The organism is Candidatus Protochlamydia sp. R18 (genome assembly GCF_000648255.1).
GTDB classification, from domain to species: Bacteria; Chlamydiota; Chlamydiia; order Chlamydiales; family Parachlamydiaceae; genus Protochlamydia; species Protochlamydia amoebophila.
In genome coordinates, this window is record NZ_BASL01000711.1 from 19067 (window position 1) to 36313 (window position 17247).

Sequence of the window (17247 nt, forward strand, 5' to 3'; positions counted from 1 at the left end):
ATTTCAATATAAGTTGATCATGTTTTATAAAAAAATTTTATTGGATAGTAGATGAAAAATAAATTTTGAGTTTATTTGCTTGAAAAAACTTTAGGTTGTTTGCGAGTTTTCTAAATTTTTTAAGAAATATTGGATTGGATATTTTTAAAAAAAGAAAAACATCACGCGAAATGTTGAACTTATAAATAAGCCTAAAGTTCAAATTAAAAGATTTTTTTAAATACTTTTTTTCTCTTTTAAGAGATAAAGAAAAATAGATCTAAACTACAAAAATAATAGACCTACGTCTCTTTGCCTCCCAAAAAATGACCACTTTTTTATTCGATAAAGTAACAAGGTTGAAATTAAATCTTTCAAAGTGAGCAAGTTGACACTTCTTAAACATTTAATTGTTGTGTTTAACAAGAAAATATATTTATGTTTAAAAATAGCGGTCAATTATTTTTTAAGGGGTTTGTATATGAACCAACTCATCAAAAGTTTTTTTATTGCCGGCTTGCTCTGTTCTTTTATGAGTCTAGGAGCTCAATTTGACATTGGCTACAGAAGTGGGAGCCAAGAATGCCAATGCAGCTATGGGCGTAGATGTGATCCTGATTGGCATGATGGAGACAAGGGAAATCCAAGTGATCCTAATTACTCTCATCCTCACTACGATACCTATTATGGCTATCCTTCTCAAGCCAATAGCAATTCCTATAGTTACCCATCTTATGGTCAATATGAACATAGTGATGGAGGGATCAGTTTAATCAATTATAAATTTAGATGATTCCTTAAAAAAGGAATAATCAAACCTGGACCGGACGCATAACCCGATTCAGGTAAGTCGATGTTGACTTACCTAAGGTAGCAACATCGATATCTTAAGGCAATCCTATAAATTGCCAACGACCCGAAAAGAAGAGAGTAAAATTTCTTTCTTTTTGGGTTTTTTATTTATGAAAATATCCTGTCAATTAAATGCTTTGTTTCGTGAAAGAGTTCAAAAACAACAAATCCACCGAGCAAGACCAGTGACACTTTGCCTCCAGGTAATTGCTGGTTCGTCTCTAATCTTTGTCGATAACGCCCAATCCAAGTCATTAAAATGGGAAGAAGTCCTAATAAAAGAGCAACTCCAAATCCCCCTGCATAATCTAAAGCAATTAAAAAGATATGAGGGTAACTCACAGAAATGAGGAGAGGAAAAGCAAAGATAAGTAAAGCTAAAAGCATTTTGCCTTTGATATTTTTATGAATATTCAAACCATCTGCCAAAAAATCTCTTAAACCTAACGTTACACCTAAAAAAGAAGTAATCAGAGCAAAAAAAGCAAAAGCTTGCCCTAAGTAATAAACAGCAGGATTATGAATAAAATTTTTTAAAGGATGAACAGCATTATTCCCATTTTTCAAAGCTTCTATGAGTCCTCCTGCGCCTTCTTTAGGCACAATACCTAAGATAAGTCCTTCCCAAATAATATAAGCGATTAATGGAATAAAACTTCCGATTAAAATTGATGTTCGAATGGCTTTAGCATCGTGATGCAAATAACTCGCAAGCGTTGGAATAATTCCTTGATAAGCAAAGGATGTAAAGGCAATAGGTAACACCATTAAAGAATAAGACCAATTGTAATCACTCAAAAAATTTAGGTCGACATGACGAACTCCTAATAAAACAAATCCTAAATAAGACAAAGCAAGGCCTATAATAAGCCATACATTTAAACGACCCGCCCAAGCGGTAGGAATTAAAATAAGAGGGGAAAATAAAAGAACAAAAATAATTGGTCCTAGCCAATCTGGAATTGTAGATTGAGAAAACTCTACAACAATATTGCCGCAACCAACCATATAGGCAATCGTTAAACAATAGAATAAGAATAAATAAACAATCCAAGCAAAATAACGCCCTCCTTTTCCAAGCGTTTTTTCAGCCATAGTAATGATGTTCGATTCCCCTTTAATCCATTGAGAAACCTCTAAAAATAAAAGGCCTGTACTAGCCATGAAAAGCCAACATAATACATAAATAGCAAGAGAGGGAAAAAAGCCTGCCAAACTTGTTAAAACTGGCAAAGCCAGCATTCCTCCTCCAATCGATGTTCCTGCGACAAGCAATGAGCCGTTTAAGATACTACCTTTCTGATGATCCATGATTCATTTCACTAATTAAATTCATAATATTTATTTTTTACTCAACTGTCACAGATTTTGCCAAATTGCGAGGATGATCAATATCTGCTCCTCTTTCTTTGGCTATATAATAAGCTAATAATTGGGTTACAACAGTTGTTAAAATACTTGCTAGCTCATCAATGACTTGGGGAATATAAATAACATCATCCGCGATTTTTTCTATTGCCTTCTCCTGCTCTTCAACAATCGCAATGATTTTTCCATGCCTTGCTTTAATTTCCATTAAGTTGCTAAGTAGTTTTTCAAATGTTTGACGGTTAGCACAAAGAGCGACAGTAGGGCAATCTTCATTAATAAGCGCAATCGGTCCATGCTTCATTTCACCCGCTGCATAACCATTGGCATTAATATAAGAAATTTCTTTTAACTTAAGCGCTCCTTCTAAACTTGTCGGAAACATATAACGTCGTCCAAGATAAAAAAAGTTGTCAAACCCAGCATATTTTTTTGCAATTCTCTCAATCGCGATTGATTGATCTAAAACCATTTGTACTTGGTCTGGAAGCTTTAAAATAGCCTCTAAAAAATCCTGCCCTTCTCCTTTGCTCATATGACGCATCCGAGCTAAAAGAAGAGTAAATAAGGCAAGAACAACAACCTGACTAGTAAATGCTTTGGTGGAGCAAACTCCAATTTCAGCACCCGCTTTCAAAAAAATGGTCTCATCGGCCTCTCTCGTTAATGTAGAGCCTTGTACATTACATAACGCTAATACACGAGCTCCTTTTGCCTTGACTTCTTTAACGGCTGCGATTGTATCGGCAGTCTCTCCTGATTGGCTAATAGCAATGACAAAAGTTCCTGGAGGAACAACAGGATTTTTATAACGAAATTCAGAAGAAATTTCTACTTGTACAGGAATCCGCGCCTTATCTTCAATTAGGTAAGCAGCGACACAGCCAGCATGCCAAGAAGTTCCACAAGCCAAAATCAAAATACGTTCAACCGTTAACAAATCAGTCATATTGAAATCGAGTTCTTCAAATAAAGCTGTTCCATATTCAGGCAGGATACGAGAAAGCAACGCATTTCTAATCGCTTGGGGTTGCTCATAGATTTCTTTAAGAGTAAAGTGTTCGAAAGAACCTTTTGAAATTTGCTCTAAATCCCCTTCAATGAGTTGGCTTTCTTTAGTGATTTCATGATGGATATTGTAAACTTGTTGACTTCCTGCTTTAATTACAGCTATTTCAGAGTTAGACAAGTAAATTGCTTGACGAGTGTAAAAAGCAAAGGCATTAGGATCTGACGAAACAAAAGCTTCATTGTTTCCAATTCCAATCACTAGAGGACATTCATGAGCAATCGCAATGATCTGATCTGGGAAATCTTTGTGAACGACAGCAACTGCATAAGCTCCCTTTAATTCAATGACTGTTTGTTGAACAGCATTGAGTAAATCTCCTGCATAATGGTGAGCAATCAAATGAGCAATGACTTCCGTATCAGTATCTGAAACGAAATGAATTCCCTTTTCAATTAATTTTTTTTTCAAAATATCGTAATTTTCAATAATTCCGTTATGTACGACTGCAATTGACTTAACATGATCAAAGTGAGGATGTGCGTTTGCTTTAGTCACAGCACCATGTGTAGCCCAACGCGTTTGTGCAATAGCCATCTTAGGAGCTAAATGCATCTGCAAAACTTCTCGCTCAAGCGAGGCTACTTTACCGACTTCTTTACAAGCGACGATTTGCCCATTTTCTACTCCGGCTAATCCTGCGGAATCATATCCCCGATATTCAAGCTTTTTAAGTCCATCTAATACCATTTTGATGGGATCTTTTATTCCCACATAACCAAATATTCCACACATACTGTTCCCTTTTTCTCAATGGTATAATTATGAAACTGACAAACCAATTTCTTCTTGCACAATGTCAGCAATTTGATTTGCCAATTGAATGACTTGTTTATATTTTGGCCCTTCAACCATCACTCGACAAGTATTTTCTGTTCCCGAATAACGAACTAAAACTCTGCCTGAATTTCCAAGAATTTCTTCCACTTGTGCTACCACTTCTTTCAATCGTTCGATGGAATCTAAAGAGGGTTTAGAAGACACCTTAATATTTAAACATGTTTGAGGGTAGCGTTGCACAAATGACGCCAAATCGGATAACTTAGAATCTGTTTCGATCATAATACGCAATACTTGAAGAGCGCAAACAAGCCCATCGCCAGTTGTATTGTGATCTAAAAAGATGACATGACCACTTTGTTCTCCACCTAAGTTAGCATCGTATTTGAGCATATCTTGAATGACGTAGCGATCTCCCACCTGAGATTTGATTACTTCAACACCCAAACATTCCATAGCTTTAATAAAACCCAGATTACTCATGACTGTTCCAACGACACGATTATTTTTTAGCAGCTTTTGCTTAAACATATCGCGGGCACAAATCGCTAACATGGTATCCCCATCAACAATTTGAGCATTTTCATCAATCATCACAACTCGATCTGCATCACCATCCAAAGCAATTCCTACATCAGCTCGATTATCAATCACAGCCTTTTGAGCAGTTTCAGGATGCATAGATCCACACTGGCTATTAATATTCAAGCCATTTGGAGTCACTCCACAAGTAAATACCGTAGCATCTAATTCTTTAAATACCAGAGGTGCTACTTTATATCCGGCTCCGTTCGCACAATCCAAAACGATTTTTAAATTTTTTAGTGAAATTTTTCTTGGGAATGTTGCCTTCACAAACTCGATATAACGTCCATCTGCATCAATAATTTTTGTGTTTTTGCCAATATCATCATCAGCAGGAAGTTCTTCATCGAAATGATTTTTTGCTATCATTGCTTCCATTTCAGCTTCCCACGAATCAGGCAGCTTAAATCCTTGTGAATCAAATAATTTAATCCCATTGTCGTAATAAGGATTATGAGAAGCAGAAATTACAATTCCTGCGTCGGCACGATAAGCACGTGTAATAAAAGCCACACCTGGTGTAGGTAAAGGACCAACCATTAAAGTATCTACCCCCATCGAACAAAGCCCAGCAATCAAGGCATTTTCAAAAACATAGCAGGACAGACGCGTATCTTTACCAATAACTACCCGAGATTTACCTAAACGACTTAATAATTGTCCCGCTGCTCGACCCAATGCTAAGGCAATTTCTGGAACCATGGGACTTTTATTTGCTCGTCCTCTAATTCCATCCGTACCAAATATTTTGAATGGTCTTTTTAACTCCACTCTTCCACCTAACCTAAAAATTATTATTCTATTAATAAATTTATCTATAAAATCCTCAGTAAAAATACCTTTTTTTTTATGGATAAGCAAGCGATTCCTTATAAAATATCTTCTTGTTAATCTAGAAAATTAAAAAATAAATACCCCTGCTAATGTATAGCTTTGCTTATGAATGAAAATAGATTTTTGAATTAGACCTTAAAGCAACTTTAACTTAACTCAAATAATGAAGTTATTTGCTTAGAAATCAATTTTTTTAATGAGAATTAGTTTAGATGGCTATAAAAAGCATCAGAGAAGCCGAAATAGAATTTTCAATAAATGATATTTTTAAAATTTTAAGTGCTTGAAAATGAAAAAGTTAATTTTTTAATATAAAAGTAATGTCTTTTGTAACGAAATTTGTTCGATTAAAATAAACTTTTATACAAGAGTTCTATTTTTGCTAATTTAAACTTAAAAAAATTTAACAATTAGTCATGTAAGAAAGTAAAAGAAAGATTGACTTTTTCAGTTTATTTAAATAAAGTTATACTTAAATTTTTCTCATTGAATCTCATCATTTTTGCAAAGACATTAGACAATTTATTTTTAAATTTCTTTGAAGGGGAATTCTTATCCAATAGATATTGAGAATGTTACAATTTTCAGGAGCTAATCTTTCGTGCAACCTAAGACCTATTTCGCTAAAGACCATGGAATTGATCCTGCTCTTATTGATCGCGATGCACTTTATGTTTTAGAAAGGCTAAGACACGCTGGATTCACCGCTTATTTAGTCGGTGGAAGTGTGCGAGATCTTTTATTAAAACGAGTCCCTAAAGATTTTGATATTTCCACTTCTGCTCGACCCGAACAAATTAAAGCGATATTTCAAAGGCAGTGTATTTTAATTGGAAGGCGATTTCGTTTAGCGCATATTCGTTTTGGTCATAAAATCATTGAAGTATCTACATTTCGTACCGGCGAGAACGATAGCGGTCTTATTCTTCATGATAATGAATGGGGCACTCCTGAAGAGGATGTTTTGCGCAGAGATTTCACTATTAATGGGCTTTTTTACGATTCTTCCAACCATTCAATTATTGATTATGTCAATGGATGGGAAGACGTCCAAAAACATTTGTTGCGTACAATCGGTGAACCTGAAAAACGATTTAAGCAAGATCCAGTACGTTTGTTAAGACTTTTAAAATTTCATGCTCGTTATAACTTCAAAATAGAAGAACAAACAGAGCAAGCCATTCATGTCTGCCGAATAGAAATCACAAAAAGTTCTCCTGCCAGAATTTTAGAAGAAATTCTTCGTATGCTAGAATCAGGAGCTTCGGCTCCTTTTATTAAACTTTTGGCTGAATATGGAATCTTAAATATTTTGTTTCCTAGTCTCACACAGCTTTTAAAAACAACTTACGGAAAAACAATTTTTCATTATTTAACTTGTGCGGATCAGCTGTATCAACATAAAGGTAAAAATGTATTAGATCGAGCTATTTTAACAGCTTGCCTACTTTTTCCTGTTTTAGAACGTGAATTAGACAAACACTATTTGAGTAAAAAACAAACTCCGCACATCGGAGAAATTACTCTTGTTGCTTCCTCTCTTGTTAAAGAGATTTTGATTCAATCTTTTTCTCATTTTCCAAGGCGAATTACCTCAACGATGTTATCCATTTTAGTTGCTCAGTATCGTCTAACTCCCTTGAGTGGAAAAAGGCATTATCGAGAAAAATTGTTTCGCCAAAAGGATTTTGAATTAGCATTAAAGTTTTTCAAGTTAAGGGCTCTTGTTAATGAAAAATTAGTGGAGACATATTCTTCCATTCGCGATCAATATCGTCAATTCGTGCGACATGGAGAGAGACGTCATCACAATTATCATGGCCGGCCTGCTCATTCCCCTCATCAGGTTATATCTCATGACCGCGCAGCCACTTAATCAGGTTATCTATCCTCCTCAAGGAGGGCCTCCAATCTATTATCGTGGATCTGACTTATCAGAGGGAGCTAAACCAGCCATTGTTTATTTTGCCCTTTCTGCTGAAGCCAGCCTCTATGAAGATCCTTTTAATCAACCCGTCCTCCCTTGGATAGAACAAGGCTTTCGCGTTTTTTCTTGGGATCTCCCTTTTCATGGACCCCACCTTGATCACCATGCAGCTATGCATAGTTGGGCAAAAGAGCTTTCGAACAATCCCCTTTTTATTGATCAATTCATTGAAATTTGCAAAAAACATCTGCAATTTTTAATAGATCAAAAATGGGTAAACTCACATTCTATTGCTGTTGCTGGGTTATCAAGAGGAGGATTTATCGCTACTCACTTGGCTGCCAAAGCCAACTTTATTAAAAAAGTTCTAGGTTTTTCACCCATGACGCAAGCACCAGAAGTAGAAGAATTTAAACACACTAATTTACAAAATCAAGAGGCTATTAGTCTCACTAAATTAGTTGACCAGCTTACACACACTACTCTTCGCTTTTACATTGGCAATCATGATAAACGAGTCCAAACAAGTTCTTGCTATCAGTTTATTCAAACTTTGAGTGATAAAATCTATGAAAATGGTCTGAGATCTCCACCCGTAGAACTGATTATTTACCCATCAATTGGGTTTAAAGGTCATGGAACTCCATCAACTATTTTTGAAAATGGATCAAAATGGATCATTACTCAATTAACCAATTAAGAGATTTTATTTAATGTCTGTTTACTATTCCGTTGTCATTCCTTTAAAAAATGAAGAGAGCAATATTGAGGAACTCATTCAAGAATTAGAACCTGTCATGAATCAACTCAAGGAAACTTGGGAATTGATTTGTATTGATGATGGTTCAACAGACAATACAAAGGCTATTTTAAAAAAATTAAACGAAGAAAAAGGTTATTTACGATCTATTTTTTTTAAGAAAAATTATGGGCAATCCAGTGCTTTTGAGGCAGGATTCAAAGCAGCTCAAGGAAAATTTATCATTACGCTAGATGGAGATAGGCAAAATGATCCAACAGATATACCTAAATTGATTAAAGAAATTAACACTTGTGACCTCGTCTGCGGGATTCGTCTTAACCGTAAAGACTCTTGGAGCAAACGGATAATTTCCAAGGGAGCTAATTTTGTCAGAAGTCGCCTTTGTGGGGATGGAATGCGAGATACGGGTTGTTCATTAAAAATTTATCGAGCTTCCTGTTTTCAAAAAATTAAAATGTACAATGGAATGCATCGTTTTTTACCGGCATTATTTAAAATTGAAGGATTTGAGATTAAACAAATCCCTGTTAATCATCGAGAACGTTTAAAAGGAAAAAGCAATTACAACTTTTTTAATCGTTCTTTAAATACTGTTTCTGATCTGTTAGCTGTCTGTTGGATGAGAAAAAGACACCTTCATTACCAAATTGAAGATGACTTCTCACCAAAAAATTAAAAAGGGATTTTGTGGAAGATTGGAGAACATTTTTATATCCTCTTGGATTTTTATCTTCGATAGCTTTTGGAGCACGTTTTATTGTCCAATGGCTCCAGAGTGAAAAGCAACATAGAAGTGTTGTGACGCCACTCTTTTGGTATTTGTCTTTAACAGGAAATACTTTATTAGCTATCCACAGTTTTATTCAAATTCAATACCACATTTGTCTCGTTCAAGTCTGTAATGGTGTGATTTCCTGGCGCAATCTCAATTTAATGCACCCTTATCGTCGACAATTTACCTTTCAATCTGTCCTAAAATATTTAGGAATTGCATTTGTTTTAACAACACTCGCTTTTTTTGCTCAGGATTATTTTCTAACGCAAAATGGAAGCTGGTTTCGCGTTCCAAAAGCTCCCTGGCAATCTCATCCTCAAGTGGAGAATTCGTTATGGTGGCATAGTTTGGGAACTATTTCTTATTTATTGTTTTCAAGTCGGTTTTGGGTTCAATGGTGGCTAGCTGAAAAATCTCATTCTAGCGAACTTCCCACTTCTTTTTGGTGGTTAAGTTTGAGTGGAGCTATCCTTTCTATTGTCTACTTTTCACATATTCAAGATAGCGTCAATTTAATTGGCCCTTTAATTGGAATGGTTCCTTATATTCGAAATTTAATGCTATTGAAAAACACTAAAATAGCGGCTGCAAAATGAAAAATTGTTTTATTTTTGCCGGGGAAGCAAGCGGGGATTTGCATGGTAGTCGCTTGATGCGTACCTTGAAAGAGCAATTCATTTTTTCCTCTTTAAATGGGGTTGGAGGCCCTCTTATGCGCCTCGAAGGTCTTGAAGTTCTTTACCCCATGGAAGAATTTCAAGTCATGGGTTTCACAGATGTATTAAAAGCTTTTCCAAAGCTCTACAAACTATTTTATGCTATTCGAAAACATATCCTTAAAACAAATCCTTCCTGTGTGATTCTTATCGATTACCCGGGATTTAATTTGCGACTTACTAAATCTCTACGCAAAGGTGGATACAAAGGAAAGATTATTCAATTTATCTGTCCTACTGTTTGGGCCCATGGCAAAAAACGTATCGATACAATGGTTAAACATTTGGATTTACTTTTAACCATTTATCCATTCGAAGCTGCATTTTTTTCCCATACCCCTTTAAAAGCACGTTATGTGGGTAACCCGCTAGTTGAAACTGTCAGCAATTATCCCTATAAAGAAAATTGGAAATCTATTTGCGGAATCCCTCACAGTCAAAAATTATTAGCCATTTTTCCAGGAAGCCGAATCGGTGAAATTCAAAGGCATCTTCCTCAGCAACTAGAAGTTGCTCAATTATTAATAAAAAATCATCCTTCAATTCATTTCGCTATTTCCTACTCAGACGACCGCCTTCTCTCTTTTATAAAAACCCACATTCATAACACTTCTCTACAAATGGGCCTAAACATTCATTTAGTTCCCCGCTCTTTTAGCTATGAACTAATGAAAGACTGTCATTGTAGTTTAGCCAAATCAGGCACGGTTACCTTAGAACTCGCTCTCCATCAAAAACCGACTGTTGTGCTTTATACCTTAACGCAATTAAATTATTTATTAGCCAAGTATTGGATGCATTTAAATCTTCCTCATTATTGCATTGTCAATATTTTACTAGGACGAACTGTATACCCTGAATTTATTGAAAAAAAACTCGATATTTATCAAATCTTTAAGCAAATCGAAAAATTATTTATTAATCAAGACCACTATGACAGCGTTATCGGAGATTGTGCCATTTTACGCCAGCAATTGGGAGATGGTATAGCTTCCAGCCTTGCAAGTCGAGAGATTCAGGAGCTATTAAATGCTAAAAAAACTTAAACAAGGGTGGAAAAATTTCTCTTATCGATGCTTTGCTTTTCTTATTGCGACAATAGGTAAAGCCTTAATTCGTATTTTGTTAGCCACATGTCGTTGGAAAGTTCATGGACTAGAAAAATATATTAAAATTGCCGAAAAAGAAAAATGCATTGTCATGTTTTGGCATAATCGATTAGCGCTTGCTCCTTTTATCCTTTATCACTTGACTCCCCAATTTATTTACGCCGCTTTTATTAGTAATAGTCGAGATGGAGAATTAATTGGAAGAATTGTTCGCTCCTATAAAACAGGCAGAGTCATTCGAGTTCCTCATCATTCCCGACATGAAGCACTACGTGAAATGATTCGACACGTTAATTTTAAAAAATCTATCGCTATTATTACACCAGATGGGCCTAGAGGACCTCGCTACAAAATGAAACCTGGAATTGCTTTGGCAGCCATTGAAACTGGTGCCTATGTGTTCCCTTTGAATTGGATGGCAACTAGCTTTTTTACATTCAAAACTTGGGATCAATTACGACTTCCCAAACCCTTTAGTACAATTGAATTTTTTTTTGGTGAGCCTATTAAATTTAGTTCAGATGTTCCTCTGAATATTGCTCAAACCTATCTTCAAAAATCTCTAAAAGAATAACATATATACAATGCTCAAGGATAATGAGCATTGAAGAAACAAATTGAATGACACAAATTATAAAGTTTCGACATTTAATTCTTGTTTGAGCTGGGAAATAAAATTATTCTGAACAAGTTCAATAGCCCCATTAATCCCATTAAGCATGGCTTGGGAGGAAGATTTACCATGACATTTGACAACGACACTGTCAATGCCACAAATGATAGCTCCGCTATACTCTTCATAGTCAAATTCATCGTGAAGTTGCTTTAAAATAGTTTCTGCTTGTTGTTGAGGAATATCTTTTAAACTATGTTTGAGTTGCTTTAAAAGAAATACTGAAACACCTTCAGAAGTTTTGAGAAGAACATTTCCTGTAAATCCGTCTGTAACAAGTACATCGACACAACCCTCAAAAACACCTCTTCCTTCAACATTACCAATAAAATTCATTTTACTTTTAGTTTTTAGTTGTAAATCTTGAAGTAACTGATAGGCTCGTCTGATTTCTGAAGTTCCTTTTTTGGATTCTAAGCCAATATTCAATAAACCAACTTTTGGCTTTTCAATTCCTAAACAACAACGTTGATAGGCTGCTCCCATTTGAGCAAAGCAAACTAAATGACGAGCTTTGCAGGAAACATTCCCTCCCACGTCAATGACAACGACATCCCCTCTTTCTGTTGGTAATGTAGCAAGCAAAGCAGGCCTCTTAATTCCCGGCAACATCGGAATTAAAAGAGTCGCTCCCGCTATCAAAGCTCCTGTATTACCTGCAGAAACAAAACCATTTAAACGTTTTTTTCGGATTAATCTTAGGCCAGTGACCAGGGAAGATTTCTTTTTTTCCCGGACGGAAATAACTGGTTCATCGTCCATTTCAATGACGTTAGAGACTAGATGAATTTCAATTCGGCAAGGAGACTGGGACAAAAAAGAGGAAAAAACAGAATTTTCTCGAATTTTAGCGACAACAGGTAGAGTAGCTAACACAACAAAAATGACATTTCTCTGTTTTTGTGCAGCTAAATAAACAGCTTCAAAAAGAGTAATGGGAGAGCTTTCGCTTCCCATTAAATCAATTCCAATACGCAAGCTTATCACTCTTCAAGAGTTTATTGAGCTTCCTGGGTTGTAGGAGTTCGGTCAGCATATGTTCCACAAGCTTTGCAACTGCAGTGAGGAAGACGCGCTGTTCCACAATTACTACAAATAGAAAGGCTCTTTGGTTTTTTTGCGTGATGAGCACGTTTCGAATTTTTACGTGCATTTGACAAACGGTTACGTGGCACTGCCATGGTTAAAGTCTCCTGATCAATTAAACTTATTCTTTCCAATCGAGATTAGCAAAGGGTTGGTACCCATCTTCAATATCTTGCTCATCTTCGGAAGGCTCTTTTAAATATTTTGATACTTCTTGACGTCTTGGACAATTTCCTTCTTCACATTCAGCAAAAGCAGGAACTTCAATTAAAATTGTCTCACGCAAAAGATCTTTAAAATTATAAATGGCCCCTTTAACTTCCGCTAAGGGTTCACTGTGATAAAAATTATCTATTTCAATATTGACTGGAACAGCTTCATTGCAAATTGAACAGCTCATTAAAGCTTGAGCTCGAATTTTCCAATTTAATATCAGTTCATCATCTGCCTTATAAGCTACACCAGTTAATTCAATATTCTTTTTAAAACTCAAGTCTTTTTCATGAATATCAATAAAATCAGGGAAAAGGCTTTCATGAATTATTTTTTCATGACCGTCTCTCAATTGATCTACAAAGATCTTAAACTGATCATCCATATTAACTTTTCCCTTAGAAATAAAGGAACTCATTCTAAATGAGTTTTATTTTTTTTGCCAATATATTCTACTTGGATTTCATCTAAATCATGCCTTTCCGAAACGAAAAATTTAATCCCAATACCTTATTTATTTTTTAACTTTGTGTCAGAGATAAGGGGGATAAAAAGGCTAATAAAATTCTTAACATCGCCAATATTGCCCCTCTAGTCAATTTTATTTTTTACTAGTCAATAACCTTTTAATCGCTTAATCTTTGTTCTAGACTTTTTAAAATTAACGCAATATTAATGCGAACTCTGTGTTCGCCTAGTAAATTAGATACAATCCTGGTTTACAGAGATAACTCAGATGACCAGCAAAAGCTAACATTATTTATAAAAAGACAAAGACAATCCGTTTCTAAATTTAGCTCTTTCGGAAACTCGGCTGCTCTGGATAAATAGAGATTTTGAATAAATTTGTAATCAAAATGGGAGCCCTAGACTACCAAACAGGATAAACTTCTTTAAAAACCTTGCTTAATCAATGATTTTGAACGGGTTTGGAACAATTTAGTAACAAAAAAGTCAAAAACAAAAAGTGAAGTTTTGAAAAAGTTTTTAGAAAAGTACCCAGACACTTGAATGAGATAAAATTTTTGCTTCTAGTTCTGAAAAAATTTTAAAGTTATGAGAAGAAAAATTTCAAGATTTTCTCCTATTAAAAATTGTATGAATTAGCAGAAAGATGAGACAAATAGAAACGTGAACCTGTCTTTCGTCATAAAGACCAAGGTAACGACATGCACGAAATTTTACTTAACATTGAATCTAAAGAAACTCGCTATGCCCTGCTAAAAAATGGCGAGTTACGCGATCTCGTCGTCGAACGTAAAAAAGAGCGGCAGCTAACAGGTAATATTTATCGCGGTCGAGTCAAAAACATTCTTCACAATATCCAATCTGCTTTCATCGACATTAATGAAGGAGAAAATGGATTTATCCATATCTCTGATATCATTGAAAATACCAAAAAGTTTGAACAACTTTTTGATATGGACTTCGACCTTGACTACGATATTAAAGCTTTAAATGAAAAAGAACAGCAAAATTTAGACATTGAACAAGTCATGAAACCGGATCAACCAGTCCTAGTTCAAGTTGTCAAGGAACCGATTGGCTCAAAAGGAGCTCGGTTAACTTCAAATGTTTCTATCGCAGGCCGTTATTTAGTTTTACTTCCTAACTCTTCTCATCGCGGAGTTTCTCGCAAAATTGAAGATCGAGTTGCTCGTGAAAGACTAAAAAAACTCATTCGCGCTTTTGAAATGCCACAAGACATGGGCCTAATTTGCCGAACAGCTAGTGCTAGTGCTACTCAAGAAATGCTCATAGCCGAAGCTCATGACCTTTTGCATAACTGGCAAACAATCATGGAAAACTTTAAAAAAGCAACAGAACCAACTCTTTTATACGCAGAATCTGATCTTATTAAAAAAGCCGTCATTACCGCCATAGACAAACGTTATGACCGCGTTTTAGTTGATGATTATGCCACCTATCAAACTTGTAAACGGCTTTATAGTCGTTATGCCAGCGAACATGCTTTACGAATCGAGTATTATCGGGATAAAGTTCCCATGTTTGAACGTTTTAACGTAGAGCGAGAAATTGAAAAAACCTTACGAAGAAAAATTTGGCTTCCTAGCGGCGGATATCTTTACTTTGATCGTACTGAAGCCATGTACACAATTGATGTTAACTCAGGCCGCAGTAATAATAACAAAACTGATGTGGAAGAATCTTTAGTTAGAATTAATTTAGAAGCAGCTGAAGAAATTTCTAGACAATTACGATTACGCAATATTGGTGGATTAGTCATCTGCGATTTTATCGATATGCGTCTAAGAAAAAATCAACGACGTGTTCTAGAAAGATTAAAAGATTGTATGAAAGAAGATTCTGCTAAATGTACAATTTTGGGAATGAGTGAATTCGGCTTAGTGGAAATGACCAGACAGCGCAATAGAGGCTCCTTATTGCAAACTATTTTTACTGGCTGTCCCTACTGTGCTGGTAGTGGTATCATCAAATCTCATGAAAGCTTATCTATCGAAATCGAACGAGCTTTCAAAAAAATTGTCGCTTATCACGAACAATTTGCTCTCAAACTTGTCGTTCATCCTGAATTAGATCGGTATTTAAATATTATTGATAAACAATATTTGTTCAGGCTGGCAACCGACTATAATGCACATCTTTCTTGTGAAGTCGATGATCGCTTACACCTCAATGAATACCAATTTTATTCGACAATTACCAATAAACGAATCGAGGTTTAATTGGGTATGGTCAAACCGATCGTAGATCTTGCTAAGTATCTTGAGAAAGGAATCCTAAAGCCCCCATTCGCAGCAATTATTGAACATTTTCATGATAGTTATTTACTAGCAACTAAACATTCCTGCTCCCTTGAAACAAGCCATCGCTTATTTATGCAATTATTTGAGCTGGCCATGCAACAAAGTGAAAATCCTTATCAATTCGAAATTTTTCACCAATCTATCCGCTCACCTTTTGATTATTATCAATTTGGACTAGATTTCATTCGTCCTCTCATCAATTTTGAAAAGTCGACTGTTTTAGGCCGTGAACAACTTGCCAAGATTTATCAACAGATGGCGCAAGGGGATAATGTTATTTTGTTAGCGAACCACCAAACAGAACCCGATCCTCAGATATTAAGCTTAATGCTTGAAAATATTGATAAAAAGTTAGCAACAGAGATGATCTTTATTGCGGGTCATCGCGTTATAAGCGACCCTCTTGCTATTCCCATGAGTATGGGCCGTAATTTATTATGTATTTATTCAAAAAAACATATCTCCCATCCTCCTGAGAAAAAAACCCAAAAAGTTTCTCATAACCAGCGAACGATGAGAAAAATGAGCGAATTGCTCAGCGAAGGAGGACGCTGTATTTACGTGGCTCCAAGTGGAGGCCGGGATAGACGCAATTCTGAAGGACAGATTACCATAGCCCCCTTTGATCCGCAAAGCCTTGAAATGTTTTGGTTAATGGCTCAGCAAGCAGACCATCCCACTCATTTTTATCCCCTTTCTCTTCACACATATGATCTCATGCCTCCTCCTAGACACGTTGAAAAAGAATTAGGAGAAAAAAGAACCGCTCAATTTACTCCTGTCCACCTAGCATTTTCTTCAGAAATAGACATGGAACATTTTTCAGAAAGCGAACATCTCGATAAAAAAACGAAAAGAGACAAACGAGCAGAATTTATTTGGAAAATTGTCCGAAGAAATTATGAGCTTTTTAACTAGCTAATCATTCAGTTCTAGAAATGATAACCCCTCAATACATGAACTGGAATTGGGCATTGACCTGGAACAACATATTCAAATAAATGAAATTGATTATAGTGTTCAATTGAGTTTATCAAATCCTAAAGAAGAAGATTTAGAGAAGGTCGTGAAGTCATTAAAAGATGTTTTCAAGCTCTGACAATGCTTAAAAAAAGAAAAATGGTTAAAAATCGATTATGACATTCAAAAATTCTCTAAAAAACAACTAAAAAGCTGGGATGAAGAGTCTTCTAATCTCGATTTATGCTTGTTTGACAAAAAGTATAATCAATAGCTTTTGCAAGGTTTAATAATTTGTTTAAACTTAACCGGACTAATTGTTTAAAATTTGCCCAGAAAACTTCAATTGGATTTAAATCAGGCGAATAGGAGGGAAGAAATAAAATTTTACATCCGGCTTGTTCAATCAGATATCTGGTTTTTTTAGACTTGTGAAAAGGTGCATTATCCATAATAATCACCTGTCCAGTTTTAAGCTCTGGAATTAATATTTTTTCTAACCATGTATTAAACAAGATAGKATGACACGTCCCTGTATAGCAAAAAGGAGCAAAAATTTTAGATTGGCATTTAGCTGCTATAAAGCTTTCCCTTGCAAAACGATGACCATATACTGCTGAATAAACTTTCTCTCCTCTAAAAGCTCGCCCACGATGACGTTGCAGACATTCATTGATTCCACTTTCATCAAGATAAACACGATCTTCTCATGCTATCTTTTCTAATTCTTTTTTAAACTCCTCACGTTTTTTCTCATCTCTTTCTTTGT

General features: G+C 35.5%; 15 protein-coding genes and 1 pseudogene. 9 read left to right on the top strand and 7 right to left on the bottom strand.

The genetic code is table 11. The features are described 5' to 3' along the window. Positions 1 to 460 precede the first annotated feature (460 nt). The gene (locus TY19_RS06775; protein WP_042281225.1) at positions 461 to 772 is read left to right on the top strand and encodes a hypothetical protein; all 312 of its coding nucleotides are present in this window, start codon (positions 461 to 463) and stop codon (positions 770 to 772) included. Between the two features lie 167 nt (positions 773 to 939). Here the strand turns inward: TY19_RS06775 and TY19_RS06780 are convergent, their stop codons facing one another. Genes TY19_RS06780 through glmM form a run of 3 tightly spaced genes read right to left on the bottom strand, consistent with a single transcriptional unit; the run spans position 940 to position 5404 of the window. After that, on the bottom strand, positions 940 to 2142 hold the full coding sequence (locus TY19_RS06780) for an amino acid permease (protein ID WP_042281228.1): 1203 nt from the start codon (positions 2140 to 2142) through the stop codon (positions 940 to 942). 37 nt (positions 2143 to 2179) lie between these two features. Then, positions 2180 to 4003 carry a glutamine--fructose-6-phosphate transaminase (isomerizing) gene (gene glmS / locus TY19_RS06785; RefSeq protein ID WP_042281231.1) on the bottom strand — a complete coding sequence of 608 codons (1824 nt, stop codon included), beginning with the start codon at positions 4001 to 4003 and terminating at the stop codon, positions 2180 to 2182. Between the two features lie 27 nt (positions 4004 to 4030). Further along, positions 4031 to 5404, bottom strand: a complete 1374-nt coding sequence (glmM, locus tag TY19_RS06790; protein WP_039359678.1) for a phosphoglucosamine mutase — start codon at positions 5402 to 5404, stop codon at positions 4031 to 4033. A 664-nt stretch (positions 5405 to 6068) separates the two neighbouring features. Here glmM and pcnB point away from each other — a divergent pair. From pcnB to TY19_RS06820, 6 genes are read left to right on the top strand one after another with little or no spacing between them, the layout of a single operon-like run. Further along, positions 6069 to 7343: a polynucleotide adenylyltransferase PcnB gene (pcnB, locus tag TY19_RS06795; RefSeq protein ID WP_039359621.1), complete on the top strand. Its 1275-nt coding sequence runs from the start codon at positions 6069 to 6071 to the stop codon at positions 7341 to 7343. Continuing rightward, the gene (locus TY19_RS06800; RefSeq protein WP_042281233.1) at positions 7324 to 8094 is read left to right on the top strand and encodes an alpha/beta hydrolase family protein; all 771 of its coding nucleotides are present in this window, start codon (positions 7324 to 7326) and stop codon (positions 8092 to 8094) included. Before pcnB ends, TY19_RS06800 begins: the two co-directional genes overlap by 20 nt. A gap of 13 nt (positions 8095 to 8107) precedes the next feature. Further along, positions 8108 to 8833 (top strand): glycosyltransferase family 2 protein, encoded by a 726-nt coding sequence (locus TY19_RS06805; protein WP_042281236.1) that lies wholly within the window; start codon positions 8108 to 8110, stop codon positions 8831 to 8833. An 11-nt stretch (positions 8834 to 8844) separates the two neighbouring features. Continuing rightward, the gene (locus TY19_RS06810; protein WP_042281238.1) at positions 8845 to 9528 is read left to right on the top strand and encodes a lipid-A-disaccharide synthase N-terminal domain-containing protein; all 684 of its coding nucleotides are present in this window, start codon (positions 8845 to 8847) and stop codon (positions 9526 to 9528) included. Beyond that, positions 9525 to 10694 (top strand): lipid-A-disaccharide synthase, encoded by a 1170-nt coding sequence (lpxB, locus tag TY19_RS06815; protein ID WP_042281240.1) that lies wholly within the window; start codon positions 9525 to 9527, stop codon positions 10692 to 10694. Before TY19_RS06810 ends, lpxB begins: the two co-directional genes overlap by 4 nt. Further along, complete coding sequence (locus TY19_RS06820; RefSeq protein WP_052354836.1) at positions 10678 to 11331, top strand: lysophospholipid acyltransferase family protein; 654 nt, start codon at positions 10678 to 10680, stop codon at positions 11329 to 11331. Before lpxB ends, TY19_RS06820 begins: the two co-directional genes overlap by 17 nt. 57 nt (positions 11332 to 11388) lie before the next feature. Here the strand turns inward: TY19_RS06820 and plsX are convergent, their stop codons facing one another. From plsX to TY19_RS06835, 3 genes are read right to left on the bottom strand one after another with little or no spacing between them, the layout of a single operon-like run. After that, complete coding sequence (plsX, locus tag TY19_RS06825; protein WP_042281243.1) at positions 11389 to 12408, bottom strand: phosphate acyltransferase PlsX; 1020 nt, start codon at positions 12406 to 12408, stop codon at positions 11389 to 11391. Positions 12409 to 12428: 20 nt separating this feature from the next. Further along, the gene (rpmF, locus tag TY19_RS06830; RefSeq protein WP_011175864.1) at positions 12429 to 12611 is read right to left on the bottom strand and encodes a 50S ribosomal protein L32; all 183 of its coding nucleotides are present in this window, start codon (positions 12609 to 12611) and stop codon (positions 12429 to 12431) included. A gap of 26 nt (positions 12612 to 12637) precedes the next feature. Next, positions 12638 to 13114, bottom strand: a complete 477-nt coding sequence (locus TY19_RS06835) for a YceD family protein (RefSeq protein WP_042281245.1) — start codon at positions 13112 to 13114, stop codon at positions 12638 to 12640. 784 nt (positions 13115 to 13898) lie between these two features. On the opposite strand from TY19_RS06835, the gene TY19_RS06840 reads away from it, so the two are divergent. Both TY19_RS06840 and TY19_RS06845 read left to right on the top strand, forming a co-directional pair. Further along, positions 13899 to 15437 carry an Rne/Rng family ribonuclease gene (locus tag TY19_RS06840; RefSeq protein ID WP_039359642.1) on the top strand — a complete coding sequence of 513 codons (1539 nt, stop codon included), beginning with the start codon at positions 13899 to 13901 and terminating at the stop codon, positions 15435 to 15437. Positions 15438 to 15443: 6 nt separating this feature from the next. Further along, positions 15444 to 16436 (top strand): 1-acyl-sn-glycerol-3-phosphate acyltransferase, encoded by a 993-nt coding sequence (locus TY19_RS06845; protein ID WP_052354834.1) that lies wholly within the window; start codon positions 15444 to 15446, stop codon positions 16434 to 16436. A 272-nt stretch (positions 16437 to 16708) separates the two neighbouring features. Here TY19_RS06845 and TY19_RS16220 read toward each other — a convergent pair. Beyond that, positions 16709 to 17167, bottom strand: a pseudogene (locus TY19_RS16220) (IS630 family transposase); the annotation flags it as partial. Positions 17168 to 17247: the final 80 nt, after the last annotated feature.